Origin of the sequence: Flavobacterium sp. ASW18X (assembly GCF_005144745.1) — a bacterium.
Taxonomy (GTDB): domain Bacteria; phylum Bacteroidota; class Bacteroidia; order Flavobacteriales; family Flavobacteriaceae; genus Croceivirga.
In genome coordinates, this window is the sequence record NZ_SWKK01000026.1 from 1 (window position 1) to 26835 (window position 26835).

The following is a 26835-nucleotide window of genomic DNA, read 5'->3' on the forward strand; positions in this document are numbered from 1 at the left end:
TAAAATAAGCTACAGTTCTAACACGAAGCAGTTTAGTTTTTAGTTAATTTATTCAGTTTGTGGGAACCCCGGCTTTTAGCCGGGGTTTTTTAGTTTTAATCGGTATTAAAATTTACTGCTTTGCCCTCTATCCCTTGTAAATGCTTTAAATTGCGGTGCTAATAGCATTTTTTATCGCATGAAGTCTCAAAACCAAAGTCGCCATTCTTTGCAAATTTTCGTATTAGGGGCAGCATTTATTTTAAACGTTTGTACCACATTGGCGCAGAATCAAATGCCCAAGGTAGTTGGTGGCACCTTAGAACGATTAGAGAATTTTAAGTCAGAATACGTCACAGCAAGAAATGTAGATATCTGGTTGCCAAAAGGCTACTCAAATAAGAATAAATATGCAGTGCTTTATATGCATGATGGTCAGATGTTGTATGATGCAGATATGGCATGGAATAAACAAACTTGGAATGTAGATGATATTGCATCAGAACTATTAAAAGAGAATAAGGTAAAACCATTTATTGTGGTGGGCATTCATAATGGGGGTGCCACTAGGCACCCAGATTATTTCCCTCAAAAGCCTTATCAATCGCTAAGCATTGCAGAAAAAGATACCGTTACGGCACAATTAAAGGCGTCTACTCACGTAAAATCTGGAGACTTCACTCCCAATTCAGATAATTATTTAAAGTTTCTTGTAAAAGAATTGAAACCCTATATTGACCAAAAATTTTCGGTAAAAACCAATAGAAAAAACACCTTTATTGCCGGTAGTAGTATGGGTGGATTAATTTCTATGTATGCTATAAGTGAGTATCCTAAAGTATTTGGTGGGGCCATCTGCATGTCTACCCATTGGGTAGGGACGTTCAATTTGGATAATAATCCCATGCCAAGTGCTTTTTTATCCTATTTAAAAGAAAATCTTCCTAATCCTAGAAAGCATAAAATTTATTTTGATTGTGGCGATAAAACTTTAGATGCCTTGTATCCAGAAATACAAGCCAAAGTAGATGTAGTGATGAAACAACATGGCTATAAATCGAAAAACTGGCAAACCCGTTACTTTCCGGGAGAAAATCATAGCGAAGATGCATGGCAAAACCGTTTTTCAATTCCATTGAAGTTTATGTTAGGAACAAACGAGAAGAATTAGTTTGGTTCAGCTTGGTGTTGTCGGTTTAGAATAATACGGTAAAATGGTTTAAATATATAAGGCATGAAGCATACCATATCCACAATAACTAAGACGGAATATAGCCAAGTGGTAAGGGTGTGGGAAGCCGCTGTTAGGGCTACCCACCATTTTCTAAAAGAGGAAGATATCGCTTATTTTAAGCCATTAATTTTAAATACTTATTTAGATGCTGTTGAGGTAAGCTGTGTTAGAAACAGTCAGAATGTAATACTAGGGTTTTCGGGAGTTGCAGCTGATGGCATAGAAATGTTATTTGTGCATCCAGAATATCATGGGCAAGGCATAGGTAAAGCTTTACTTACACATGCAATTACGTATTTCAAGGCAACTAAAGTTGATGTAAATGAACAAAACCCCCAGGCGGTAGGTTTTTATGAAAAATTTGGATTCAAAACTGTGAAAAGGTCGCCCTTAGATGCCTCGGGAAAACCTTATCCCATATTACATATGGAATTAAAGTAAACAAAGCATGCTTTGGAGAGAAACATGAGAATTACAAAACAGCTATGCAATCATTATTGATATGAATCTTAACCAAATAACGGTCCCTTCTTTAGATTTAAATAAGTCCATTCCCTTCTACAAAGTGCTAGGATTAGAGTTAATTGTAAAAGCTCTTCCGCATTATGCCCGATTTGTCTGTCCAGTTGGCAATGCCACATTTTCATTGCATTTAGTAACGGAATTGCCAAAAGGAGAAGGGGTGTATGTTTATTTTGAGTGTGATGATTTAGAGGCTAAGGTGACTAGTCTAATAAACAAAGGTTTCGTTTTTGATGTAGCGCCAGTAGACCAATCTTGGTTGTGGAGAGAAGCGCGTCTTAAAGATGTAGATGGCAACCAAATAATTCTCTACTATGCAGGTGAAAATAGGATAAATCCACCATGGAAAATCACAGAGTAAAAGAATAACGCCTAGCTTAAAAAGTTAAGCAACAGTGTTCAATGAAACCCATCAACTTTTATTAAAGCGAGTTGCGTAAGATGACATTGGTCGTATTTGGTTTTTGTTCCATTTTACCAGTCAATATCATATTGGCAGTATCTACCCCCATTTTTTTAAAGTCTGTAGAAATTACCGTTATACCACCATCCAACACTTCTTTTGTAGTGGTATCGTTGTAGCTAATAAGTCCCACTTGGTTACCTAATTGCCATCCGTTACTACGGGTAAGTTTAATAATATCTACCAAATCCCGGTCATACGCATCTATGGTTATGTACAAATTGCCAGCTTCAAAAGCTACAGGATCAACCCTATGGTGTATTTCTGATTTTAATTGATAATCCTTGCAAAACTTTTTAAAACCAGAGGTAATAAACGGGGCATGAGGTGCATTTTCATGGGTAATAAGAATATAGCGCTGATACTTTTGTACTAATTCTAGATTGTCCTTGAGGGCGTTGTAAATATCATTCTGAAAATCTTGAAAAATCATACCAGAATCTTTAGAAGCAGAAGACTCCTGCTTATCAATGAGAATAACTTTTTCTTCTGGAAGTTTTTTCAAAGTTTCTTTTAGGAGCTTAGCATCGTCCAAATAGGTAGTGATAACAAAATGACTATAGTTTTTAGCATTTTGTGCTATAAGGTTTGCAAATACCTGTGGATTTTGATGATGAAAAAATAAGTCAACCTTGGCTTTACTACCCAGCTTTAATCGCATAGAATTGTACAAATCTTCCTTAAAGGGGGTAAACTTATCCAATAGAAGAAATATGCTATACTCTTGTTCTGCAACTACATCGGTAACAAAGTAGCCAATTTTGTCAACTGCTCTCACAATCCCTTTTTCACTTAAATAGGCAAGTGCTTTAAATACGGTTTCTCTACTAAAGCTAAACTCCTTAGATAATTTGTTTACAGAAGGCAGTTTTTGATTCATACCCAATTTGCCATCCTGTATCTGTTTGGTAATAGCCTCTGCTAGCCTAAGATATTTGGGTTTTTTAGAGTCAGATTCTAGTGTAATGTCTACCATGTAAACGTTGGGATTGCTTAGCCATTATGGACTTCAAAAATAAGAGTAAAAGATGATAATGCTTTTTAAGACCTTTTGAAACAAAAACTAAATTGATATATCTCTTCTGTACTGAAGAATATTAAAATAAATGGTTTAATTATTGACACTTATTTGTTTTTAGTTTTGAATTGATACAAATATAGCATTTATTTGTATTAAAACCAGACTAGACCAGACCAGATTAATTAAATAGGCTAGCCTTATACCTTAAACCATGACAACCTTAGACTACGTAGTTATTTTCGTATTTACCTTTTTGGTAGTCCTTGCCGGTATTTCCTTTGGTAAAAGTGGCAAGGACATGAAAAGCTATTTTGCCGCAGGAGGTGCTGTGCCTTGGTCTATAAGTGGACTTTCTTTGTATATGAGTTTCTTCTCTGCAGGAACCTTTGTAGTTTGGGGTTCAATTGCCTATAAAATGGGTTGGGTGGCTATAACCATACAATCCTTAATGTGTCTGGGAGGTTTTTTAGTAGCGTATTTTATAGCTCCTAAATGGCGTAAAACAAATGTTTTAACCGCTGCAGAATTTGTACGTAGAAGATTAGGAGAACGCACGCAAAAACTCTACACCTTAATTATTCTAATACTTTCTCTGGCATATACGGGAGCTTTTCTTTATCCAGTAGCAAAAATTGTTTCAGTTTCTACCAATTGGCCTATTAATGCATGTATTATTGGTTTGGGCTTGCTGGTACTATTGTATACGGTAGTGGGCGGACTATGGGCAGTGATTATTACAGATGTATTACAATTTGTAATACTAACTGTAGTAGTAGCCATAGTAGTAATCCTAGCCTTAAATAATGTGGGCGGTATTAGCGGTTTTATAGCTAAAGCGCCAGAGGATTTTTGGAGTTTAACTGGGGGTGAGTATAGTTGGAAGTTCATGTTGGCATTTGCCGTTTATAATACCGTATTTATTGGGGGTAATTGGGCGTATGTGCAACGTTATACTAGTGTAAAAACGCCAAAAGATGCCAAAAAAGTAGGGTTAACATTTGGTTGGTTGTATTTGGTGAGTCCTTTAGTGTGGATGCTTCCACCTATGATTTACAGAATTATAAATCCCAATTTAGAAGGTGGTTTGGGGGCAGAAGAAGCCTATATGCTTATGTGCAAAGAGGTGTTGCCCATGGGGATGTTAGGCCTAATGCTTGGCGGTATGGTATTTGCCACCGCAAGTAGTGTAAATACGACCCTAAATTTGGCAGCGTCTATCATCACTAATGATGTGTTTAAACCATGGAAACCCAATACTAGTGATAAACAATTAATGTCAGTAGCTAAAATTTCTACCTTGTTGTTTGGGTTGGGTACTATTGCAGTAGCTTTGTTGGTTCCCTCTCTAGGTGGCATTGTAAATGTAGTTTTGAGTGTCGGAGCGGTAACAGGCTGTTCCTTGTATGGTCCACCCATCTGGGCACTATTCTCTAAACGTGTTACAGGCAGGGCGGTTTTGGCCATCACTTTGATAAGTTTAGCCCTAAATATACTGGTGTTACTAATTTCCCCTTTAAATAGAGCTAATGAAATGCTTTTAGGGGCTGTACTGCCGTTTCTACTGCTGGGTTTGTATGAAGGATACCTTGTTCAAAAAGGTAAAAAGACAAGTCTGGAGTATAAAAATTACCAACTACTAAAAGAGAAGAATACCCTTGTAACCGAATCAAATTCAGGTCAAAACGAATTTGGACTCAAAATATTAGGCAATACGCTAGCTGCGGTAGGTTTTTTAATTGTGGTTCTGGCATTTTTTGGAAATAATAGTGCTGTGTTAATAGCGTGCATGGGCGTATTAATATTGGTAGTTGCTGCACTCATACATCCTTCAGTTAAAATTATTAGCAAAGCATAATAACATGATAAAAGAAAAAGCAACAGCTTCTAGAAAAACAAAACAGGTAGCGCTAACAACCCAATTTGCTGTGGTAGGCGGCGGTCTTTCTGGTGTGTGTGCAGCGATAACGGCCGCACGTTCTGGAATTAAAGTGGTGCTATTACAAGATAGACCAGTGCTCGGGGGTAATGCTTCTTCAGAGGTTCGTTTATGGAGTCTGGGAGCTACCTCTCATATGGGGAATAATAATAGATGGAGTAGGGAAGGTGGTTTAATTAACGAGATTCTATTAGATAATTTAAAGCGAAATAAAGAGGGTAACCTCTTGATTTTTGATACCATTTTACTGGAAAAGGTATACAATGAGGAAAACATTACCTTAATACTAAATACAGCGGTTTATCAGGTAGATAAAACGGGAGATACTAAAATAGCTTCCGTTACAGGGTTTTGCAGCCAAAATTCTACCACCTATACGGTTAGCGCACCCATATTTTGCGATGCTTCTGGAGATGGTATAGTGGCCTTTATGGCAGGAGCCTCTTTTAGAATGGGTGCAGAGGATAAAGAGGAGTTTGATGAAGGTTTTGCGCCAAACATAAACGATTACGGTAACCTTCTAGGGCATTCTTTATATTTCTACACAAAGAATACAGACAAGCCGGTAGCGTATACACCACCGTCTTTTGCAATTACCAATGCTAACGAGCTGCCGCGAATTAAAAACTACACCTTGGGTGACCATGGTTGTCAGTTGTGGTGGGTAGAATATGGTGGGCGATTAGATACCATACACCAATCAGAAGATATCAAATTTCAACTTTGGAAAGTGGTTTATGGAATTTGGGACTATATAAAAAATAGTGGTGAATTTCCAGAGGCTGCCAACCAAACTTTAGAATGGGTAGGTACCATTCCTGGAAAACGAGAAAGTAGAAGATTTGAGGGTGATTTTATGTTGTCCCAAAAGGATGTGGTAGCGCAAAGAGATTATGAAGATGCGGTAACTATTGGTGGTTGGGCATTAGATTTGCACCCTGCAGATGGGGTGTACTCCAAGCATAGCTCGTGTACACAATGGCATAGTAAAGGGGTTTATACCATTCCTTATCGTAGTTATTACGCCAAGGATTTAGATAACCTGTTTTTGGCGGGTAGAATCATCAGTGCTACCCATGTTGCTTTTGGTTCTTCTAGGGTTATGCTTACCTGTGCCCATGGAGGACAAGCGGTAGGTAAAGCGGCAGCTCTAAGTTTGGAAAAAAAATGCACGCCAAAAGAGATTTATACCAAGGGTTATGTTGCGGAATTACAACTAAGACTCAATAGAGATGGTCAAGGAATTCCCAGAGTTGCAATTGTAGATAAGGACGATAAAATACAAAGCGCACAACTCAAGGCATCTTCCACCTTACAATTGCAAGGATTTAGACCTAATAGTGAATGGCAACATTTGATTTTTAGCACGGCCCAATTGCTACCCTTGCAAGCCAATACTTTATATAACTTTTCCATTACGGTTGATGCCTTAGAAAAAACAGTGCTACACGTCGTTTTCAAAATTAGTGGAAGCACTAAGCATTTTACACCAGATGTAATCGTAGAAGAACAGCAAATTAGTTTAGAAAAAGGGCAGCAATGTATTCATTTTTCGAATCTTAATAAGTTGCCAGATGCTACTTATACGTATCTCTGTTTTATGAAGAATGATAAAGTACGGCTACAACTTTCTGACGATAGAATAACTGGCGTGATGACGGTTCAAAATAAAATAAACAAAGCAGTATCTAATTACGGTAGGCAAGACCCGCCAGCAGGGATAGCAATAGATAGCTTTGAGTTTTGGACGCCAGAGCGTAGGCCAAAGGGTAAGAATTTAGCCCTTTCTTGGGATAAAGCCTTACGTGTTTTTGAAACACGAAATTTAAAAGATGTAAGTAATAGGCCAGAACCAACAGGGGAAACTCATGCTTGGGTAGCTTCTTGGGAAGATGAGCAGCCGCAAGTAACTATTAGTTGGCCATCACCAGAGAAGATTCATGAACTACGCTTGTATTTTGATTGTGATTATGATCACGCCTTAGAGTCCGTTTTAATGCAGCATCCAGAAAGTGAAATTCCCTTTGTAGTTAGTGATTATACCATCTTTGATGGTAATGGCAACTTGCTTAAAAAGGTTGCAGGTAATCATCAAGGTATGAACATACATATTTGGAAAAGCGGTATAACAACAGATACGCTTGTTATAAAATTTAAACAAAGTAATGCTACTATTCCTGTGTCTTTATTTAAGATATGGGCTAGGTAAACATTGGTTATGCAGAAAAAATGTGTTTTAAATAAGTCCGCTAGAATGGTTAAGCAATTTGTAATTTTTAGTTGCTTGGTATTTGTGCTTTTGGCATGTAAAAAGATAAAAGAAAATACAAAGGAAACAGCTAAGCCTAACATTGTCTGGATACTCTTAGAAGACTGGAGCCCAGATTTATCTTGTTATGGAACCAAAGGAATCCATACCCCTTTTACAGACCAATTAGCCGCAGAGGGCGTGCGGTATACTAATGCATTTTGTACAGCACCAGTGTGTTCTACATCGCGCTCGGCAATGATAACGGGTTACCACCAAAATTATATTGGCGCTCAAATGCATCGTACTGTGAAGGAAGATAAAAAGCTTTTACCACAGGGTATTACGCCTATACCTGTTTTGTTGCAGAAGGCGGGCTACCATACAGCCCTGATGAGGTCAAACAAAACCGATACTAATTTTAGAGATGCCTTGGGTTTTCAGTCTGATGATTGGGACAACCGTAAGGATAATCAGCCATTTTTTGCGCAAATCACGCTTACCGGAACGCATAGAAGGTGGCGTAGAGATGCTGATAACCCAATACCGATAGATTCAGTAGAACTTCCTCCCTATTACGTAGACACGCCATTTGCAAGACGCGATTGGGCAAATGGCTTGGAGCAAATGCAGTTATGTGATAAGGAAGTCGGAGAGATATTGCAACGATTAGAGGATGAAAACCTAACAGAAAATACATTAGTAATTTTAATCGGGGATAATGGCAGATGTCACATACGTGGCAAGCAGTTTTTGTACGACCCCGGTATTCAAGTGCCACTTATCGTGAGGTGGCCTGCGAAAATTAAGAAGGGTTCTGTAAAAAAAGAATTAGTACAAACGCTAGATATTACCGCCACTATTTTAGATGTGGCCGGTATAAAACCTGCTAGGCCCCTACATGGCACTTCGCTTTTAGACCAGAAAAGAAAGGAAAGGTCTTACATCTTCGCTGCAAGAGACAGAATGGGTAAAACACATGATGCTATGCGCACCATTCGTTCTAAAAAATATAAACTAATACACAATTTAATGCCAGAAAGGGCTTGGTTGCAGTATAGCGGTTATAAGGAAGATAACTACCCCATGTTGGCAGAAATGAGCGTATTGTATTTAGAAGGAAAGTTAAATGCAGACCAAGCAAAGTTCTTTGCACCAACCAAGCCAGAATATGAGTTGTACGATATTCAAAAAGACCCATACGAACTGCAAAATCTTGCAGATGATAAAGGATATGCGGATATAAAAACGCAATTGCTAACCGATTTAGAGTTATGGCGAAAGGAAATTAAGGATGAAGGAGTTACAGAAGAATTTAGAAACGGTGGATTATCGGCAAACTATCCTACAAGAACTTTAGAGGAGTGGAGAGCGCGTTATAATGCATGGAAACCCTATGTAAATAGAGCACCAGATAAAGCGGTAAGCCACCCTTTTTCTGCCATAGAACAATAGACTAAAAATGACGACCAAAATACAGACTGCAAAAAATATTATCTTGTTTTTATACTTGTTTTGGATAGGTTTACCCACAACCCTAAAAGCACAAGAAGAAGACCAGATTTCTTTAAATGGCGATTGGAAGTTTTACGCCATTTACGGCGAAGGCTCTAATTATTTAAATATAAGAGAAACGGAACAAGACATCGTTTTAGATAATACCAATAGCAACGTAGAAGTTTTTGGGAATTGGATAATAAAAACCAAAGGAGAACGGGCATCTACTTTTTACGGTGAAAATTATTTGCAGCATAATTATGCCTTAACCGAAATAAATGGAGGTAATAAAACAGATAGCAGTTATGTAAGGTATTACCCAAAGTTTAAAAAATCTGGGTATTATGAGGTCTTTACGCAATTTCCATTTTCATCGCATTTAACCACCCAGTATAGTATTAAGCATGCAAAAGGGGCAACTACTAAATATATAAGTCAGCGTACATATTGTGGAGAGTGGGTGAGTCTAGGTATTTATAATTTTAACAGTACTGAGGATAATTATGTGGAACTTTCCGCTATCGTAAGTGGCGCTGTGGCGGCAGATGCTATTTTGTTTAGAAAAATACCTAAAGAAAAATACCTAAAGGCAAAACAAGAACCTTCTTTGGTTTACAAAACCATGTATGACGATTCCGACTGGGTTAAGGTAAAAGTGCCAGGACATTGGGGAACTAATAATGCATATTCTAATTACACGGGAAAGGGTTGGTATCGCCGCTCAATAGCATTACCAAAAGGATGGCAGCAAAAAAAGGAAGACCGGTACTATTTAAAGTTTGAAGGGGTGTACCATCTGTCTAAAATATACCTAAATGGCCAATATGTGGGGATGAATAGAGGCGGATTCACTCCATTTGAATTTGATGTAACCCCATATTTAAATTTTAATGGCGAAAATATCCTTGCCGTAGAAGCAGATAATACCGCTGTAGTGGGCGCAACTTGGAACTGGGGTGGCATTATTAGACCCGTAACACTCACAAGAAAAAATTGTATTAGAATTGCTTCTCAATACTTACATGCAGAACCAAATCTAGAAACTGGAGACGCTGCAGTAAACATTAAAGTAAAATTGCAGAATACCTCTAAAGATTCCCGGAGCATCACACTAAAAACAAAATTGTTTAAAAAAGGGGAAATTGCAGAGATGGTACGTACCGTTACGTTAAGAGCCAATAGTACGGAAACGGTAGCGATGCAAACTTTGTTGCCAAAGAATAAGGTGGAGTTGTGGCATTTTGACCATCCTGTTCTGTATGATTTTAAGACCGAAATAGTAGAGGATTCTAAAATGATAGATGCTAAGGAAGACTATTTTGGTATTCGTAAAGTAGAATTAACAGCATCTAGCATGTTGTTCAATGGAGAGCCAGTTAGGTTAGCAGGTTTTAATAGAGTGAGTGAAAGTCGATTTTGGGGCTCTTCTGAACCTAAATCGGTATTGCTAAAAGACGTGCATTTAATGAAAGAAGCTGGCGCTAATTTTATGCGTATTATGCACGGAACGCAAAATGAAAACCTCATTAAAATCTGTGATAGTCTTGGTATTCTATTATTTGAAGAAATTAATGTGCGAGATTTAGATAACGATGAATTTAGGGCACAATACTATCCTTTAGAAAAATTTAAAAAAGCAACAGGAATAGACATAAACCCTGAAGAAGAAGAAATTTTGCATCTAGACCAAGCCTATATCAAAATTAGACCTGCGCACAATTTTGAGGTAAAAGAAGAGAATTACTTTTTGGCAAAATATTGGTTAAAGGGTATGATAGAACGAGATGCCAATAGGCCTAGTGTTATTGGCTGGAGTGTGGGTGACGAGCTCAATAATCATTTTGATTATGGTAAAGCGGCTATAGCTTACGTAAAAGAAAATTTAGACCCATACCGTTTGGTGACTTGTGTTAGCAATTCTGGCCAAAAACCAGAATACACTCCAGAAACGGACCCTAATACATTTGTGGACCTAATTATGCATAACATGTACCGCTGGCAAGGAGAACCACAGGAAATTTTAGATGCTTTAAGAAGAAAATGGCCTAATAAACCCATATTCATTTCAGAGTATGGTTTTGACCCATTTTCTACAACGGCTATTGATGGCGATAAGGCTGTGTTTTCTAAGTGGATGAATCACTTTAGACATCAAAACGAATTTGTGATTGGCACTAGTATGTGGACGTTTAACGACTACCGTAGTGGATACGCTGGCACTACTGCAGAAGAAAATAGAGTTTGGGGAATTGTCACCACATGGCGTGATAAAAGAAAACTTTTTGAGCGCATACAACAGGAGCATGCTCCAGTACATGAAATTCAGGTTACATCAATAGATTTTAAAAAACAGTTGGCACAGCTGCGCATCCCTATAAAATCTAGAAGCGATTATCCTAGCTATAGTCTAAAGGGGTATCAGTTAGCTTATGATTTTGTAGACCAGAAAGGACAAACAGTTTACAAGAATAGCGAACAATTACCTATGCTCCACCCAGAAGATAGTTTATGGGTAGGAGAAATTTCTTGGGGTCAACTTCCAAAATCGGTCTTAGCCCTTAACCTGCGTTTGGTGGCACCAACAAAACATACCAGGTGGGCAACTACCGTTTCATTTAACAAAGCCATTACCCCAAAAATTAAAGCAGTTTTAGCAGGGGATACCAATGTTAGAGTTGTGTGGGACAAGGTGCCTAATGCTACCGCTTACTTTGTACGCTATGGTGCTACTGCAAAATCTAAAAAGATTACTGCAAGAACAATTGCTGATTTTATAGATATAGAAGGTTTAGCACCAGAAACTAATTATGGTTTTGAGCTGTATGCACTAAACGATAAAGCGGAAAGTAACGCGTCTGATGAGGTATTTGTTACCACTACTAATAAACCCTTGCCACCCGTAATCTGGGATGCTTTTATCACGGATGATAAATTGGTGATAGGCTATTCTAGTGATTTTGAAGATGGTGATTATACCGTGTTTTATGGTGACTCCCCAACGGCTTTAAATTATCAATTTATAACTAATGTTAGGGGTATGCTTTCTATTGATGTATTGGATAAAGAGGTACAGTATTTTCAATTACAACGAGAGATTGAGGGAGTAAAAAGTATAAGGTCTCAGGTGGTGAAAGCTACAAAACAGGATGAGCATTAAAATATCAACCTAAAAAATTATAAAATGACTGCTTTTTATCGTGTAATAATTGTATTCTTAGGTTTGTTTGCCGTTTGTGCTTGCAAACAGTCTCCTGTTCCTAAGCAAATAGCACTCAATGGAACATGGGAGTTTAGTATAAAAAAAGACCTATCAGAAGATAGTATCATTGCTGCCCCATCCCAAATAGCTTGGGATACCCTTGCAGTGCCTGCTAATTGGGATACCAGAGAAAGATACAGTGCCTATAGGGGAAAGGCTTATTACCACAGAAAAATAAAAATACCGAAAACAGTACAAGGCAAGCAATTGCTACTTCAGTTTGATGCGGTTTACCAGACCACTGAGGTTTGGTGCAACGGAAAAAAACTGGGAAAACACGTGGGGGGTTACACACCATTTGAGTTTAATATTACAGACCTAGTACAGTACGGAGAGGAAAATGTAATCATTGTTAGTGCTGATAATAGTTACCATAGAGGCGCTTGGTGGCCCTGGGGAGGTATTAGTCGTGATGTACGTATTGCAATTTATGATGCCGTTAGATTAAAATACCAACATATTACAGCGGTACCCAATTTCGCCAAAGGAACAATCAATTTTGCCGTAAAATATGCTTTAGATAATTATACTTTTAGTGAAAAAAATATCGTCTTGCAAAGTGCTATCACCAATTCTGAAGGGGATACGATATGGAAAAAAAACACGGAGGTGGCATTGCCCAAAAAAGGTAGCGTAGAAAAAGAAATAGTTTTTAAGGAAGCATTAAAAAAATACGATTTATGGCATGTTAATCACCCAAACTTATATCAAATAACAACTTCTATTTTGCAAGAAGATAAGAGGGTCGGCGAGTTAACAGACCATTTTGGAATAAGAAAAATAGAAGTAAAGGGAGAACAGTTATTTTTAAACAATGAGCCTTTGTACGCAGACGGATTTAATCGGGTACACGACCACCCCAACTATGGGAATACTGAACCAGAAGCACTAGTGAATGCAGATATGGAAGACATCAAATCCTTAGGAGGTAAATTTTCTAGGTTGATGCACGCACCATTAGCCAAATCTGTATTGGAGTTTTGCGATAAAAGCGGGTATTTGTTGCTGCAAGAAATTCCAGTATGGGGAACGGATGACCCACAATCATTTCCTGATAATCCCCAAACTAAAAAATGGCTTTCAGAAATGATTACTAGAGATTACAATCATCCAAGTGTTGTGGGTTGGAGTGTAGGCAATGAGCTAAGAGATTCTGTTAACGATTGGGCAAACATTACCCTTACAAAAGCACAATTTGGATACATAAACAGCATGCTAGACTATGTTGCCCAATTAGATACTACACGGTTAAAAACCTATGTAAGTCTTACTTCATACAAAGAACACGCTTCTTTGGAAAACGAGCCTTACCAAAAATTAGACTTAATGTGCTTAAACAGTTACGGCGATGCTGTGGAAGCGGTAAAGCGTACGCATCAAAAGTTTCCTGGGAAACCCATTTTTGTATCAGAAATTGGATTAAAACAAATAGGACCGGCACCAGAAGCTACTTTAGATAGCGCTCTAATAATACAGTTGCAAGAACTAAAGGAATTGCCCTATGTTGTTGGTTCGGCGCTGTGGAGTTACAATGATTACCGTAGCGATTACAAAGGTACACCCACCTCCGGATTTAGAGAATGGGGAGTGGTGAGTGAAAAGCGAGAAAAGAAAAAAGCCTACAAGCAAATACAAAACATATACACAGCCAATAAGTAGACCAAAACCAACTAAGAAATGAAAAAAATAGCTATTGCACTAAGTACTGTTTTTCTTACAAATCTTGGGGCTTGTAGAGAATCGCCCAAGCAGGATGTAAAAGCGAAAGAAGAAGATGTAGACTACAAAATTACTTTTGGTAAGGTAGCCAAGACAGCTGTTTTCCGGAATGATAGCCTTAGTATTTGGGGAGCTTCTTTGGTAAAAGGAGATGATAATAGATATCATATGCTTTACGCTCGTTGGCCAAAAAAAATAGGGTGGGAGTGGGTTACATATTCAGAAATTGCTCATGCTGTAGCTCCAACGCCATTCGGACCTTTTAAACACAAAAGCGTGGTTTTACCAGATAGAGGTAAGGAATATTGGGATGGTTCCTGTACCCATAACCCTACGGTACATAAGTTTAACGGTAAATATTACCTGTATTATATGGGGAATACGGGCGATAAAAAAATTGTGAGTGAACCAGGAAAACCTGAATTGAATTGGGAACATCGCAATAAACAGCGCATAGGGGTAGCAATTGCCGATTCTCCTGAAGGTCCTTGGCTAAGAATGGATGAACCCGTTTTAGACGTGGGCAATAAAGAAACAGACCACGATGCGTTAATGACGAGCAACCCTTCTGTATGCCAAATGCCAGATGGTAAAATTTTAATGGTATATAAGGCGGTAGGAAAGCAGTTTAATTTGCCTGCTGGTGGTCCGGTAGTCCACATGGTGGCTATTGGGGATAGCCCTACAGGTCCTTTTAAAAAATATCCAGACCCTGTTTTTACCTTTGAGGGCGAACGTTTTCCTGCAGAAGACCCTTATATCTGGTACCAAGATGGCAGGTATAGAGCTATCGTAAAACGTATGAAACACGTAAATGGGGAACGATTATTTTCTTTAGTTCATTATGATTCTAAAGATGGTATACACTGGGATAAAGCCACATTTTTCAATATTTCTGAACGGAAAATTACTTGGGAAGACGGTAGAGAGCAACAATTTGTCCATTTAGAACGCCCACAGGTGTTTGTAGAAGATGGTAGGCCTGTAGCGTTATTATGTGCAGCAGACACGCTAAATACAGCAGGTGCTCGGGAATCCTTCAATATTCAAATACCATTACACATAGAAAAAATTATAGGCAAATAAGGTACAAAACCCCTAAGTAGCCTTGTAACTATTTTACACGCATGAAAATGAAACAAATACTAAAAAAACCAGTTCTGCAAGTTGTTTTTGCAAGTCTTTTGTGGACAAGTTGCGACAATCAAAATCAGACAAAAAAAACAGCTAAGGAAGATGTTTTAAAGGTAGAACATCAAGTGTTTCCGCATAAGATGCCAGAACAGAAACCTAATTTTCCGTTGAGTGCTTCTGCAGAGCGAATGTTCAATTATCCCACACCTCGCGTGCAAGATAACGAGTTGTATTCCCTTTTTAAATACACAAAACTAGATGGTTTTGATTATAACGGTGGTGATGGAACCATTTCTAGAAGGGACCCATCTAGACCCATATTAGTAGATGGTACCTACTATGTGTACTATACCAAGCGCCATACAAAAACACCACCCATAGGGTGGAGCAGAGCAAAAGAAGCTACAGATGAAATTCCATCTACCGATTGGGACTTAGCAGAAATCTGGTATGCAACAAGTAAAGATGGCGTACACTGGCAAGAACAAGGCGTAGCCATAAAAAGACCAGAAAAACCATCGCCCGGTTGGCGCTCTGTGGCCACACCAGATGTCTTAATCTGGAAAGGGAAATATTACTTGTATTACCAAGCGTTTAATGAGCCGAGTGGATTGAGAGGTGACTGGTGCCCAGTATCGGTATCTTATGCAGATTCACCCTCAGGTCCTTGGATTCATGGCGGGGATGCTGTTATTCCCTTTGGCAAAAAAGGAGAATGGGACCAAGATGCTACCCATGATCCGCAGCCCTTGGTTTTTAACGGTAAAATATATTTGTACTACAAAGCTGCCTATAATAAATGGCCAGATATTAGGGATAAATATGCGGTTGGTCATGGTTTGGCCATTGCAGAGAATCCGTTGGGACCATTTACCAAACATCCGCTAAATCCAGTTATGACCTCTGGGCATGAAACTACTTATTTTCCATTTAAGGAAGGTATAGCAAATATTACCATAAAAGATGGCAATGAGCGCGAAACCATACAGTTTGCAAAGGATGGCGTAAATTTTGAAATTGCTTCGGTTATTTCTTTACCTCCAATAGCAGCAGGTCCGTTTGCAGTAGATATGTTTTCAGATAATGGCAATGGACGTGGTTTTACCTGGGGATTATCCCATTTTATCAATGCAGGGCAGCCTAAAAAACAATATTCTATTATTGCTAGGTTTGATTGTGACTTAAGTCTGGACCACTCCATACCAGAGTATAAAAAAACAGGGGTTTGGCATAAACCAGAAGTTTATTTTGCACAAGCACCAAGCAAAGGTGCGCACCCAGAAGGACGATAGATTTATTTTTTAAATAACACATTAGGCTTTTTATACAATACCGTTGCGTAATTTGGAGTTGTACAATTAAATCTTAACCAAATTACTTAATAAACTATGGATATTTTTAATGGGAATAGAAAACTAGAAGAGTTAACTTTATTTGGAGTTGACTGGGGTGTTTATCTAAGACACAACTCTGATGCTCCAATAGCTCCATTTATGTATTTAAAGAACGGCGACACTCAGTATGTACGGGTTTTGATGACTGATGGTAATCCAATGGTTAAATTAAAATACTATCTATAATGAAATTTAAGTTTCTCCTTTTTTAAAAAAGTCCTGGTTTATTTCAAATTATAGCAATAACTTCTAAATTAAAACCACTTGACGATTACGGTTTAGTTAATTATTATTTTATGTATTTATTAAAATAATATGTTAACAGGTGTACCGATTATTTTCCTTATTTTGTTGTTGTGAAATTTTTATCAATTAAAATTAAGTATCTGATAAATATGATTTTGTATCAAAAAAAATAGTATATTGTCTACATGTGGTGCTATGTCTAACAAATTTTATCATATGATGTTAAAAAAGATTTTTCCGATAATCCTTCTTATTTTATTATCTTCTTGTGCAAGTAATAAAATGGATTTAAATGATTTAGAAGGTACCTGGATTTTAATAGAGAATTATTCGGATAATACTTTGAAATATCAAAAGATTCCTGAAAAGAATTTGCTAGAAGGATCAATATTAAAAATTAATAATGATTCAACCATAATAGATGCATATCAATATAAATGTCCTCAAGGTGTTTCTGCTTTTTATTCTAAGGGAACGTGGAGCTTGGATAGAAAAAAAATGATTCTAAGCAGTTCTGTACCTTTTGACTTAAGAGATAGCTCCTATAAGATAATCGAATTAGACTCTAGCTGTATCGTATTTGGTACGGTAAATTAGGTACCTAGCAAAATTAGGTAAGTGAAATTTTAGGAGGTTTAAAAAAAAGAGTTCTGGATTTATCAAATGATTATAAATTCTAGTATAGAATTTTTAGTCTTTCCATCTTAAAAAGGAAATTACAACAGCTTTTCCTGTTAATAAGTATCGGTAATAGCATTTTCCAAAAATGAGAACGAAAACTAAGGTACAACCAATTCTTACAGTTATAAAGACAATTCAAGGCTGCAAATACCAGATGCTGAAACTGATTTTTTGTAGTGACCGTTTGCCAGGGTTCAAACTTGGTGTTTACCTATGAACTTGTTGAAAAAGCAGACCCAAACTTTGCAGACTCTGGCTATTCAGAATCTATTCTGTTTGAAGTTGATACAGCTGTAAATGAATTTTCCTATTCAGATGAAGATTTGCAACAACTAAACATGTATTACAGGCAATTTTGGAAATAATATTTAAAACCTATAAAAAAATCCCGCCATTGCGGGATTTTTTAGTCAGGTCAATCAATCAAAATCAATACTTAAGATTGTTTAAAAATTCATTTACTTTTTCTTTGCTTTCGCCAGTTTTCTTTTGAATACGGCCTAGAAGCTCATCTTCTTTACCTTCTTGATAATCCAAGTCATCATCCGTTAACTCGCCCCATTCTTGCTTTAATTTTCCTTTTGCAATGTTCCAATTTCCTTTTGCTTTATCTTTCCAAGGTGCTGACATATCTGTATGTTTTAGTTTAAAAATTATATGCTAAAAGTAAAGTGATAACAGGGACAAGTTTAATGCATATCAATTTGTTTTTAGTGCTAAAGCATCGGCAGTGTTTTTTAGCTTGGTACCGCAACTTTTTATAGTTTTAGGTATCTATCTATTAAACGTAGCCACCAATGAAATCTACTATTTTTTCTATTATATGTTGCATGCTGGTACTCTCTTGCTCTAAAAGTGATGATGAAGACCAAGACACCACCAAATCTTACAGTTATACAGAAAATGCAAGGCTACAAATACCAGATGCTGAAACTGATTTTTTTGTAGTTACCGTTGGCCAAGGTTCTAACTTGGTGTTTACGTATGAATTTGTTAAAAAAGCAGACCCAAACCTTGCAGACTCTGGTTATTCAGAATCCATTCTGTTTGAACTTGATGCAGCTTTAAATGAATTTTCCTATTCAGATGAAGATTTGCAACAACTTAACATGTATTACCGGCAAATTTGCTTTTGTGTAAATACAGAAAGTATTGCAATTACCTCTGGTACTATTCAAGGGCAACGGGTGAATCAAGACACTTGGGAAATTCAACTTAATGTAGAAATAGATTTTGGATATGACAGCGGTCCCGTGTATAAAGAAGTGGAAGGTAGGTTTAGTTTAGAAAAGTAAAAAAATAGAGATTTCTATTATTCTTATTCCTAATTTTTATATGGGGAACATCGTCTAAACCTATTAGTAGTGTGGCAAAGAATTACACAATTTAGTCACCCATTTTTCCTGGTTCCTGTTATAAATTTGCCTAAAACAGAAAGTCTTTCTAAGACTTTAATTAACATGTTAAACCAAAGTAATTGACAGTAACTTCCGCTAATCACACAAACAAATTGGTATATTTTGAGCCTACGGTAAATACCTTGCCGCAGGCATTGGAATATCCTCATTTTTATACGCCAATTCCCTTAGCACAACAAGCTGCAGAGCATTTACAGGAAAGGCTCAGGAATCAACTTCCTTTTTTAACAAAGGAGGCCAAAGGGCGTATGCTGGGTGTACTTGTGGTACAGGCTAAAGACGGCAAATTGGGTTATATAGCCGCATATTCTGGAGAACTACAGCCTCCCTTGGAGAAATTACCCTTTGTTCCTCCAGTACATCAATTACCAAAAGGTAAAGATTTTCCAGAAATGGCTAGTATCAATGCCATTAGTGCCGCGTTGAAAACGTTGTTGGATAGTGCTGAATATGCTAACGCGCAAGAGCAGTTACAAAAGGTTACAACGGAAGTTGCTCTAGCAATTAAAACTGCTAAGTTAGCAGCCAAACAAGCAAAAAAAGACCGTGATAAAAAACGCAAGGCAGCAGCTTTATTGCCGGACAGTGAACAAAGTGTCTTGTTAGAAGAATTAAATAGGCAAGGAGCAATTGCAGGGATGGATTTAAGACGTTTTACCCGTTCGCAAAACCAGCGATTGGAAAAAGCAAAACAGGAAGCGCAATATTTTGATGAAAAAGTGAAGCAATTAAAAGCTTTAAGAAAAGCCAAATCTGCCGCTTTGCAAGACGCAATATTTGCTGAGTTTGTGTTTACAAATGCATTGGGAGAAACAAAGGATGTAAAATCAGTCTTTTTAGATGTTGGTGTTGAGGTACCGCCAGCTGGAGCTGGAGAATGTGCAGCGCCAAAATTGTTTCAGTACGCCTTTAAAAACAATTTAAAACCATTAGCCTTGGCGGAGTTTTGGTGGGGAGCATCTCCCAACTCAGAAATACGGGTGCATGGCAATTATTATCCTGCATGCAAAGGCAAATGCAAGCCAATCTTGGCTCACATGCTCAAAGGAACACCAGTAAAACCAAATCCTTTGTTGACAAATTTTGGGGCAGACAAAACGCTAGAAATACTATTTGAAGATGAAAACTTGGTTGTGGTAAACAAGCCCTCTGGAATGTTGTCTGTGCCTGGAAAACACATTAAGGACTCCGTAAAATCAAGAATACAGGACCGTTATCCTAAGGCAACTGGGCCTTTAATTGTACATAGGTTAGATCAAGACACTTCTGGAGTTATGGTAGTGGCATTGACCAAAGAGGCTCACAAAGCGCTACAGCTGCAATTTTTAGAACGAACCATACGCAAAACATACATGGCGTTGTTAGAAAAGGCAATACTAGCTACGGAAGGTAAAATAGAATTACCCTTAATTTTAGACATTAATAACAGGCCAATGCAAAAGGTAAGTTATGAGTATGGTAAATCTGCATTAACTTATTTTAAAGTGGTCCAAAAAACAAGTAGCAAAACGCTTATCAAATTACATCCTATCACAGGGCGTTCACATCAATTACGGGTGCACTGTGCACACAAGCTAGGTTTGCAAGCACCAATTTTAGGAGATAATTTGTATGGTACACCCGCGTCAAGACTTTGCTTACATGCACAGCAAATAACATTTAAGCACCCCACGACTCAAAAAGAAATGGTTATTGATACGGAAGTGCCATTTACTATTAACACCTAAGCATACAGATCTATCCGTACCACTTTTTTACCAAAGTCCTGATTTCTTTTTTTGCTTGTTCTAGAATAGTATTTAGCTGGTCTCTGTTTTGGTCCACACCAATGGCAGAAATCTGTTTTTAAAACATACCTATAAAAAAATACATTGCTTTGCTTCAGGTATCACAAAAAAAAATCGGTGTAGTTTTGCCAGATTAGAATGCAAAGGGTGGTGAAGCTGTTCTAAAAAATCTTTTACTTAAAATTAAATTTATATGATATCCTTTAACGACCTTCTTTTGTTTGGATTGGCAGCCTTACTTATGGTGTTATCTCCAGGTCCTAATATGATTTACTTGATATCAAGGTCATTATCTCAAGGTAAGAATGCTGGAATTATTTCGTTGTTTGGTGTTATGTGTGGCTTTTTATTCCATATACTTATGGTTTCTTTTGGGTTAACGGCCATATTTTTTGCAATTCCGTACGCTTTTGTGGTAGTTAAATTTTTTGGAGTGGCGTATTTGTTATACTTGGCCTACAATGCTGTTAAATCTGATACTAGAATATTTGATGCGGATAAATGTTTAAAGGCAGATAAGCCCTTTAAATTGTTTAACATTGGGCTTATGACCAATGTCTTAAATCCTAAAATGGCCGTATTTTACTTGTCTTTCTTTCCGCAATTTATAAAACCAGAAAATGGTTCAATTTTAAGCCAGAGTTTTCAATTGGGCGTATTACAGATTGTAATTAGTTTTACGGTAAACCTTGTAATTGTAGTATCTGCGGCTAGAATGTCCTCTTGGTTCTCTAAAAAGCCCATATGGCTAAGAATTCAGAAATGGTTTATGGCTTCAGTTCTAACAGGTCTTGCCGTTAAAATGGCATTGACCAAAGCAAAGTAAATCGGGTAGGGAATAAAGCTGATTCTCATGGTTTTTCTAGAATTAGTTCTACGTAAAGATTTTAAGTGGTTTGGCTAGGTTTTAGTAGTGTTGGGTATTCAAACTTAGTTGAGGTTTTCTTTTTAACGTACCATGCTTTTCAGTACAAAGCTCCTATTACAAGGTTATTGAATGTAAATTTTTTAGATTTAAGACTGGGAAATTGTGGTGAGGTAAGGCAACTTTTACTTATTTTAATTCAAATAGTTGTCTAGCTAACTAAATTTAATATATTTGCGCTATGATTAACACTAATATTTATTTTCAAATTGAGCTTACTGCAAGAAAAATTAGACAGTATGGACAAAATGTGCTCAGGTCTCATGGCATAAATATGACCATAGAACAATGGCTGGTTTTAAATGTTGTCAATGAAAATGAAGCAATTAATCAAATAGAAGTAGGAGAACTATTAGTGAAAGATAAACCTACCATTTCAAGAATGGTTAATCATCTAGAAAAACAGGGATATGTTATTAAAAGCGTTTCTGCATCAGACTCTAGAAAGGCAGAACTTAGGGTGTCTAAGGAAGGCAAAAAGATGATTGATAATTTATATCCTATTATAGAAAAAATACGATTTAAGGGTCTGAACGAATTGTCTAACGACGAAAAACATACTATGGCAAGGCTACTTAAAAAAATCCAAGAAAATCTAGCAAACTAAATTTTAATAATATAGTTGTTTAGCTAACTAAAATTAATAAATCTTTAAATCTAAATTATGAAAACAAAAGTTCTGGTTTTTTTAACCCTTTTTACACTTGTATCTTGTACGTCTAATGCTCAAGAAGAAGCCATTGAAGAAGTAAAGAAAGTAATTGAATCCTATAAAAATGCAGGTGACATTAATGATGCATCAAAATTAGAACCCCATCTGCACGATGCTTTTAGGGTTGTTCTATATGATGGAAAAAAGAGCGAGGCTTCTGTTTTAGACAAAGCCACCTACATCTCTTTTATAGCAACTAAGAAATTTGGAGGTTACAAACGGACAGCCACCTATCATGATATTCAATTCATTGAAAAGAATATGGTCACGGTAAAAGTTACCCTAAAAAGCCCTGGTAAACCTACTTTAAAGAATTTTTATTCTCTTGTAAAAATTAAAAACAAGTGGTTGGTGATACAAGATTATGTAACCCTATTACCATAAGCAACTATAATATGGCAAACGCTAAGGAGTACATTTTTAACTTATAAATAAATAGCGGTTATGCGTGTACGTTTAACCGCTATTCCGTTTTATGGCTATTCTTAAAAACGTTCAACTTAAGAAAGTTCATAAAAAAACAAGCCATCATCATTACTTATTTTGTATTTTTATGTATGAGAGATTTGTGTTGAGAGAAGGCTATTGTTTTGTGTATAGTATTTTTTGAAACATCCTTCATGAAGGTAATGACAGCCATGATGCTGATTTTATTTACTCTTTCACCGTCTAATTAGAAGATGATTTGATTATTCGTTCACAATATCTCAAAAAAGTGGATAATACGATATGGTAAATAAGGGTTAATATGTTGACTATAGAAGACAATAAAAATGTTATCCGTGACTTTATCATTCCTACATTGGTGATTGCAATGTTGTCTAAACCGTTAATTTGCAATCACGATGAATATGACGGTTTTCTCACTTCTATTGGTGTAGACAGCAACTTTTTGGTAACGATTGACAAAGAATGTTCTAATGCTGATATAAAACATTTACCAAAACAATATAAAGACAGATTCTCTAGGTCTCCTTGATTTGATAATTCTGATAAAATTTTCAAAATAGCATATGGATTAAAACAAATTGTAACAACGAAAATAGAAGAGGTTATACCATTTTTTGCTATGGATTGATAGAACTCACTATATGGAAAGTTATATTTAACACAGGTTATAATGAGGGTTTTACCATCAAAGAGACAAAACATGATATTGAAAATTATGAATTTGAAAATTGTTCGATGGATTAAAGATTTACACCTATTTGAGATTCTAGCGATTTCGATTTGCGGACTCTTAGTTATAGGAATTTTTATTAATATTTACGTTGAGCAATTCCGATTCAATCTAACTGATTGGCAGATTTATGCAAAAGGTAAAAGAATCTCCCTTTATATGATTTGTTGTTCACCAGTACTTTCATTTTTCAATGCTTTATTTTTATATCTAAGAAAAAAAGGTAGCAGACAGAGAAATATAATTTGGGGATTGATAAGTATGCTTCCAATATTTTATTTTCTATTGTTATTTATAATCGGATTTTTGTTTTCTTAGTAAAAAACGTTTTACAACAACGGCTAACCATTGCCCAACTCCTTTTGAATAGCTTGGCAATTTTAAGGTTTTCGGCTTTTATCGTTTTTTTGTTATGAATACTGACGCTTAATTTTAGATTCTTAATCAAGGCTAAAATTAGCGCAAAGGGCTACTTTAGAGATATACTCAGTTAGCTGAGTGTCTCAGCACTGCTTAAAGCTCTTTTTGATGTAAAATTCAGGCATTTCATAAGCTATTTTCTATGCAAGACCTCGTGTTTTTATCCATAATAAGAATGTAGTTTACATCGCGTTACAAAGTCGCTATGGGAGTGTAACAATATCAAATCGGTATTTATAGATTTGTTATCTTAGCGGTATGAATCTAATTGAGGTCAACAAAGCACTATCTAATCACGTAAGAGTAAATATCTTAAATTGGCTCAAGAACCCAGCGGATAATTTTCCGCCGCATAAAGAACTCGGTCACTTTGATTATGGGGTTTGCCTAGTGTTCATAAAAGAAAAAGCGAATTTATCCCAATCAACCATATCTCAATACATGTCTCAACTACAGAAGGTTGGTCTGGTATCGGCAACCAGAATTGGTAAATGGACTTATTTTAAAAGAAATGAGGAGAACATAGAAAAATACCTTAATCAACTTAGAAACGAACTTTAAATTTTACAACAATAAATCGACAATTACCAATTTATAAATTTATAGTATGAAAAATCATTTACAGGATAGCATGTTTCAAGAAATGAAAGCGAGAGAAATATTTAACCAAGCCCAACAGTTTTCATTCGCCTATTTGGATACTATTTATGAAAGAAATGTGTATCCAACAGAACAAGCCATCGCCAATTTAACTGTGTTTGATGAGGAACTCCCTAAGAGTTCTAGTAAGGCAGAAGATGTGATTACACAATTGCATGAATATGGTAGTCCTGCAACTACAGCTACCTTAGGAGGTAGGTATTTTGGTTTTGTTTGTGGTAGCGCGGTTCCTGTGGGTTTGGCAGCAAAAAACTTAGCTACCTATTGGGATCAAGCCCCAGCTATGCATGTGCTTTCTCCAATAGGCAGTAAATTAGAAAGTGTGGTAGAAAAATGGTTAAGGGATTTGTTTCAATTACCGCAACATACATCTGCAGGTTTTGTAAGCGGAACGTCTACAGCAAATTTGTGTGGGTTAGCCGCCGCCCGGTATAGAATACTTCAAAGAAATAATTGGGACATCAATAAAAAGGGGCTTAATGGTTCTCCCAAAATAAGAATTGTAACTGGTAAGCAGGCGCATTCTACGGTGTTAAAGGCGGTAGCAATTTTAGGGCTAGGGGTAGATAATATTGAGTGGGTAGATGTGGATAGGGAAGGTAGAGTTATTCCAGAACTAATACCAGAATTGGATGCTAATACCATCCTAATTCTACAAGCAGGAAATGTAAATAGTGGTGCTTTTGATCCTTTTGAAGTCCTATGTGAAAAAGCAAGAAAAGCGAATAGTTGGGTGCATATAGATGGTGCTTTTGGTTTGTGGGCAGGAGCTGTAAAAGAGTTAGCACATTTAACTAAAGGAATAGAGATGGCAACTTCTTGGGCAGTAGACGGTCACAAGACCTTAAATACGCCTTATGATTCTGGTATAATTCTATGTGCAGATAAAGATGCGATGACGGCCGCATTACATATGTCTGGTAGTTATCTGGTACAAAGTAAAGAAAGAGACGGTATGTTTTATACACCAGAAATGTCTCGCAGAGCCAGAATAGTTGAATTGTGGGCTGTGTTAAAATATCTAGGTAAAGAAGGAGTAGATAGTATGGTACTTACCATGCACCAGAGAGCAAAACAATTTGCACTAGAAATAGAACAAATAGACGGATTTTATGTGGAAAATGAAGTGGTTTTTAACCAAGTGGTAGTACGCTGTAATACGGATAAACTTACTGCGGATGTCTTAGAGCAGATACAAGCATTAAGAACATGCTGGTTGGGAGGTTCTCAATGGCATGATAAAAAAGTTATACGGGTTAGTATATGTTCTTGGGCAACAACTACAAAAGATATTACAAAATCTGTAAAGTCATTTGAAAAAGCTTTAAAAATGATTTCTCACTAAAAAAATTAAACTGAAATTTATATTGAAAAGGTAGGTTTAATAGGTAGTATAAGTTGGAAATCTACCATGTTTTATGATGAGCAAATTAATTATAACACCAAAGTTTAGGCGGAATATATTCTATAAAATGAAGTATAGATTCTTTGAATCTTGAAGAAGTACAACAACTAGTTGTAACAGAAAACCACCAAGTGCTGGTAGCATTACTTGTAGCTTCTGCCTAAAATTCAGATAGGTCTGGTACAGATGCCATCGTCTATGTTGCAACCCCATGCTATAAATTACAAAGAACTGGGCTATAGAACTTGTTCATGAGTTTGGTTTATTTAGTAATTTTATAGAAGCTATAACAGCAATTTCGAATTTATTATAGGGTACAAGATTTGAAACGAACCAGAATACATACCACCAAAAAACTTGAAAAATTAGTCAAGAAACTAATTTCTAACAACCACGATGCTGAGGATAGAATCCTAGGTAAATGGAAGGCGACAGTATTTTATGTAAATAGAAAAAAGTGCTGGCTAATCACCAATGCGCTAACTAAATATAATGTTGTTCTGACAGATATAAAAGCATCTGATTTAAAAGATATTGAAACAATTTTTAAGGAGGCGTTTTACGGACAACTGATTTATGATGGAATAATAATTGAATTTGAAAATCTAAACACATTGGTAGGCGAAATTGGCATTTATTCTACGGATAACGACCGAAGTACGACTGGATTTCAGAATCATAATCTAGTATCTCTAGAGTGGTGGAAATACGAATTCGGCCCTTTAGAAAATATGCCTATCAAAGATTTAACAAACCGATTGAATACAACTGTAATACATATAGGAGAAGGGAAGAAAATGGCTGACTATACTAACCCAATCAGGGAAATGAAAAAAATATTAAACCACATATAATACAGGCTTCCATGGTACTGTATAATAGAGGTTCTAGTGCATAGCGGAAAGCAAAAGCTATTTTGCTGGCGTGCTGTACAGAGCTAAAGCGTTGAAGGTTAAAAAAAATTTCCTGTCGGGATAAGATTTAGTAGTTTTATA

The 26835-nt window shown here is 36.6% G+C and carries 24 protein-coding genes; 22 read left to right on the plus strand and 2 right to left on the minus strand.

Annotated features, from left to right (window positions below; all coding sequences use genetic code 11):
• Positions 1–178 precede the first annotated feature (178 nt).
• The 3 genes from FBT53_RS15020 (at position 179) to FBT53_RS15030 (ending at position 2096) form a co-directional block, all read left to right on the plus strand.
• Positions 179–1150 (plus strand): alpha/beta hydrolase, encoded by a 972-nt coding sequence (locus FBT53_RS15020; RefSeq protein ID WP_136952013.1) that lies wholly within the window; start codon positions 179–181, stop codon positions 1148–1150.
• Between the two features lie 63 nt (positions 1151–1213).
• On the plus strand, positions 1214–1654 hold the full coding sequence (locus tag FBT53_RS15025) for a GNAT family N-acetyltransferase (protein ID WP_136952014.1): 441 nt from the start codon (positions 1214–1216) through the stop codon (positions 1652–1654).
• Positions 1655–1715: 61 nt separating this feature from the next.
• The gene (locus FBT53_RS15030) at positions 1716–2096 is read left to right on the plus strand and encodes a VOC family protein (RefSeq protein WP_136952015.1); all 381 of its coding nucleotides are present in this window, start codon (positions 1716–1718) and stop codon (positions 2094–2096) included.
• Between the two features lie 61 nt (positions 2097–2157).
• On the opposite strand, the gene FBT53_RS15035 is transcribed toward FBT53_RS15030, so the two are convergent.
• A complete protein-coding gene (locus FBT53_RS15035) occupies positions 2158–3174 on the minus strand; it encodes a GntR family transcriptional regulator (RefSeq protein WP_136952016.1) in 1017 nt (338 codons plus the stop codon).
• A gap of 256 nt (positions 3175–3430) precedes the next feature.
• Here FBT53_RS15035 and FBT53_RS15040 point away from each other — a divergent pair, with 256 nt between their 5' ends.
• From FBT53_RS15040 to FBT53_RS16155, 10 genes are all read left to right on the plus strand, one after another.
• Entirely contained in the window at positions 3431–5074 is a 1644-nt protein-coding gene (locus FBT53_RS15040; protein ID WP_136952017.1) for a sodium transporter, read from the plus strand.
• 4 nt (positions 5075–5078) lie between these two features.
• Complete coding sequence (locus tag FBT53_RS15045; RefSeq protein WP_136952018.1) at positions 5079–7364, plus strand: FAD-dependent oxidoreductase; 2286 nt, start codon at positions 5079–5081, stop codon at positions 7362–7364.
• 9 nt (positions 7365–7373) lie between these two features.
• The gene (locus FBT53_RS15050) at positions 7374–8858 is read left to right on the plus strand and encodes a sulfatase (protein ID WP_205729049.1); all 1485 of its coding nucleotides are present in this window, start codon (positions 7374–7376) and stop codon (positions 8856–8858) included.
• Positions 8859–8865: 7 nt separating this feature from the next.
• On the plus strand, positions 8866–12057 hold the full coding sequence (locus FBT53_RS15055; protein WP_136952019.1) for a glycoside hydrolase family 2 TIM barrel-domain containing protein: 3192 nt from the start codon (positions 8866–8868) through the stop codon (positions 12055–12057).
• Between the two features lie 24 nt (positions 12058–12081).
• Complete coding sequence (locus tag FBT53_RS15060) at positions 12082–13818, plus strand: glycoside hydrolase family 2 protein (protein ID WP_136952020.1); 1737 nt, start codon at positions 12082–12084, stop codon at positions 13816–13818.
• Positions 13819–13836: 18 nt separating this feature from the next.
• Positions 13837–14964, plus strand: coding sequence for a glycoside hydrolase family protein (locus FBT53_RS15065; protein ID WP_136952021.1), 1128 nt, complete (start codon positions 13837–13839; stop codon positions 14962–14964).
• A gap of 47 nt (positions 14965–15011) precedes the next feature.
• On the plus strand, positions 15012–16304 hold the full coding sequence (locus FBT53_RS15070) for a glycoside hydrolase (protein ID WP_136952022.1): 1293 nt from the start codon (positions 15012–15014) through the stop codon (positions 16302–16304).
• A gap of 96 nt (positions 16305–16400) precedes the next feature.
• Entirely contained in the window at positions 16401–16592 is a 192-nt protein-coding gene (locus tag FBT53_RS15075; protein ID WP_136952023.1) for a hypothetical protein, read from the plus strand.
• Between the two features lie 276 nt (positions 16593–16868).
• Entirely contained in the window at positions 16869–17249 is a 381-nt protein-coding gene (locus FBT53_RS15080; protein WP_169630376.1) for a lipocalin family protein, read from the plus strand.
• 287 nt (positions 17250–17536) lie between these two features.
• Positions 17537–17698 (plus strand): hypothetical protein, encoded by a 162-nt coding sequence (locus tag FBT53_RS16155; RefSeq protein WP_169630377.1) that lies wholly within the window; start codon positions 17537–17539, stop codon positions 17696–17698.
• Positions 17699–17762: 64 nt separating this feature from the next.
• Here FBT53_RS16155 and FBT53_RS15085 read toward each other — a convergent pair whose 3' ends face one another.
• Positions 17763–17963, minus strand: coding sequence for a CsbD family protein (locus FBT53_RS15085; protein WP_136952025.1), 201 nt, complete (start codon positions 17961–17963; stop codon positions 17763–17765).
• Between the two features lie 167 nt (positions 17964–18130).
• Here FBT53_RS15085 and FBT53_RS15090 point away from each other — a divergent pair, with 167 nt between their 5' ends.
• From FBT53_RS15090 to FBT53_RS15130, 9 genes are all read left to right on the plus strand, one after another.
• Positions 18131–18628, plus strand: coding sequence for a hypothetical protein (locus tag FBT53_RS15090; protein WP_136952026.1), 498 nt, complete (start codon positions 18131–18133; stop codon positions 18626–18628).
• A 182-nt stretch (positions 18629–18810) separates the two neighbouring features.
• Complete coding sequence (locus tag FBT53_RS15095) at positions 18811–20478, plus strand: RluA family pseudouridine synthase (RefSeq protein ID WP_136952027.1); 1668 nt, start codon at positions 18811–18813, stop codon at positions 20476–20478.
• A 253-nt stretch (positions 20479–20731) separates the two neighbouring features.
• Positions 20732–21364, plus strand: a complete 633-nt coding sequence (locus FBT53_RS15100; protein WP_136952028.1) for a LysE family translocator — start codon at positions 20732–20734, stop codon at positions 21362–21364.
• A gap of 280 nt (positions 21365–21644) precedes the next feature.
• Positions 21645–22070 (plus strand): MarR family winged helix-turn-helix transcriptional regulator, encoded by a 426-nt coding sequence (locus FBT53_RS15105; protein WP_136952029.1) that lies wholly within the window; start codon positions 21645–21647, stop codon positions 22068–22070.
• A 57-nt stretch (positions 22071–22127) separates the two neighbouring features.
• The gene (locus FBT53_RS15110) at positions 22128–22559 is read left to right on the plus strand and encodes a nuclear transport factor 2 family protein (protein ID WP_136952030.1); all 432 of its coding nucleotides are present in this window, start codon (positions 22128–22130) and stop codon (positions 22557–22559) included.
• A 364-nt stretch (positions 22560–22923) separates the two neighbouring features.
• Complete coding sequence (locus tag FBT53_RS15115; protein ID WP_136952031.1) at positions 22924–23154, plus strand: hypothetical protein; 231 nt, start codon at positions 22924–22926, stop codon at positions 23152–23154.
• Positions 23155–24033: 879 nt separating this feature from the next.
• Positions 24034–24336, plus strand: coding sequence for a helix-turn-helix transcriptional regulator (locus FBT53_RS15120; RefSeq protein WP_136952032.1), 303 nt, complete (start codon positions 24034–24036; stop codon positions 24334–24336).
• A 46-nt stretch (positions 24337–24382) separates the two neighbouring features.
• Entirely contained in the window at positions 24383–25780 is a 1398-nt protein-coding gene (locus FBT53_RS15125) for an aminotransferase class V-fold PLP-dependent enzyme (RefSeq protein WP_136952033.1), read from the plus strand.
• Between the two features lie 383 nt (positions 25781–26163).
• Positions 26164–26694: a hypothetical protein gene (locus tag FBT53_RS15130; RefSeq protein WP_136952034.1), complete on the plus strand. Its 531-nt coding sequence runs from the start codon at positions 26164–26166 to the stop codon at positions 26692–26694.
• The last annotated feature ends 141 nt before the right edge of the window (positions 26695–26835 follow it).

Coding starts and splice junctions, on each gene's coding strand:
- FBT53_RS15020 (WP_136952013.1), top strand. CDS start 179: ATGAAGTCTCAAAACCAAAGTCGCCATTCTTTGCAAATTTTCGTATTA.
- FBT53_RS15025 (WP_136952014.1), top strand. CDS start 1,214: ATGAAGCATACCATATCCACAATAACTAAGACGGAATATAGCCAAGTG.
- FBT53_RS15030 (WP_136952015.1), top strand. CDS start 1,716: ATGAATCTTAACCAAATAACGGTCCCTTCTTTAGATTTAAATAAGTCC.
- FBT53_RS15035 (WP_136952016.1), bottom strand. CDS start 3,174: ATGGTAGACATTACACTAGAATCTGACTCTAAAAAACCCAAATATCTT.
- FBT53_RS15040 (WP_136952017.1), top strand. CDS start 3,431: ATGACAACCTTAGACTACGTAGTTATTTTCGTATTTACCTTTTTGGTA.
- FBT53_RS15045 (WP_136952018.1), top strand. CDS start 5,079: ATGATAAAAGAAAAAGCAACAGCTTCTAGAAAAACAAAACAGGTAGCG.
- FBT53_RS15050 (WP_205729049.1), top strand. CDS start 7,374: ATGCAGAAAAAATGTGTTTTAAATAAGTCCGCTAGAATGGTTAAGCAA.
- FBT53_RS15055 (WP_136952019.1), top strand. CDS start 8,866: ATGACGACCAAAATACAGACTGCAAAAAATATTATCTTGTTTTTATAC.
- FBT53_RS15060 (WP_136952020.1), top strand. CDS start 12,082: ATGACTGCTTTTTATCGTGTAATAATTGTATTCTTAGGTTTGTTTGCC.
- FBT53_RS15065 (WP_136952021.1), top strand. CDS start 13,837: ATGAAAAAAATAGCTATTGCACTAAGTACTGTTTTTCTTACAAATCTT.
- FBT53_RS15070 (WP_136952022.1), top strand. CDS start 15,012: ATGAAACAAATACTAAAAAAACCAGTTCTGCAAGTTGTTTTTGCAAGT.
- FBT53_RS15075 (WP_136952023.1), top strand. CDS start 16,401: ATGGATATTTTTAATGGGAATAGAAAACTAGAAGAGTTAACTTTATTT.
- FBT53_RS15080 (WP_169630376.1), top strand. CDS start 16,869: ATGATGTTAAAAAAGATTTTTCCGATAATCCTTCTTATTTTATTATCT.
- FBT53_RS15085 (WP_136952025.1), bottom strand. CDS start 17,963: ATGTCAGCACCTTGGAAAGATAAAGCAAAAGGAAATTGGAACATTGCA.
- FBT53_RS15090 (WP_136952026.1), top strand. CDS start 18,131: ATGAAATCTACTATTTTTTCTATTATATGTTGCATGCTGGTACTCTCT.
- FBT53_RS15100 (WP_136952028.1), top strand. CDS start 20,732: ATGATATCCTTTAACGACCTTCTTTTGTTTGGATTGGCAGCCTTACTT.
- FBT53_RS15105 (WP_136952029.1), top strand. CDS start 21,645: ATGATTAACACTAATATTTATTTTCAAATTGAGCTTACTGCAAGAAAA.
- FBT53_RS15110 (WP_136952030.1), top strand. CDS start 22,128: ATGAAAACAAAAGTTCTGGTTTTTTTAACCCTTTTTACACTTGTATCT.
- FBT53_RS15115 (WP_136952031.1), top strand. CDS start 22,924: ATGTTGACTATAGAAGACAATAAAAATGTTATCCGTGACTTTATCATT.
- FBT53_RS15120 (WP_136952032.1), top strand. CDS start 24,034: ATGAATCTAATTGAGGTCAACAAAGCACTATCTAATCACGTAAGAGTA.
- FBT53_RS15125 (WP_136952033.1), top strand. CDS start 24,383: ATGAAAAATCATTTACAGGATAGCATGTTTCAAGAAATGAAAGCGAGA.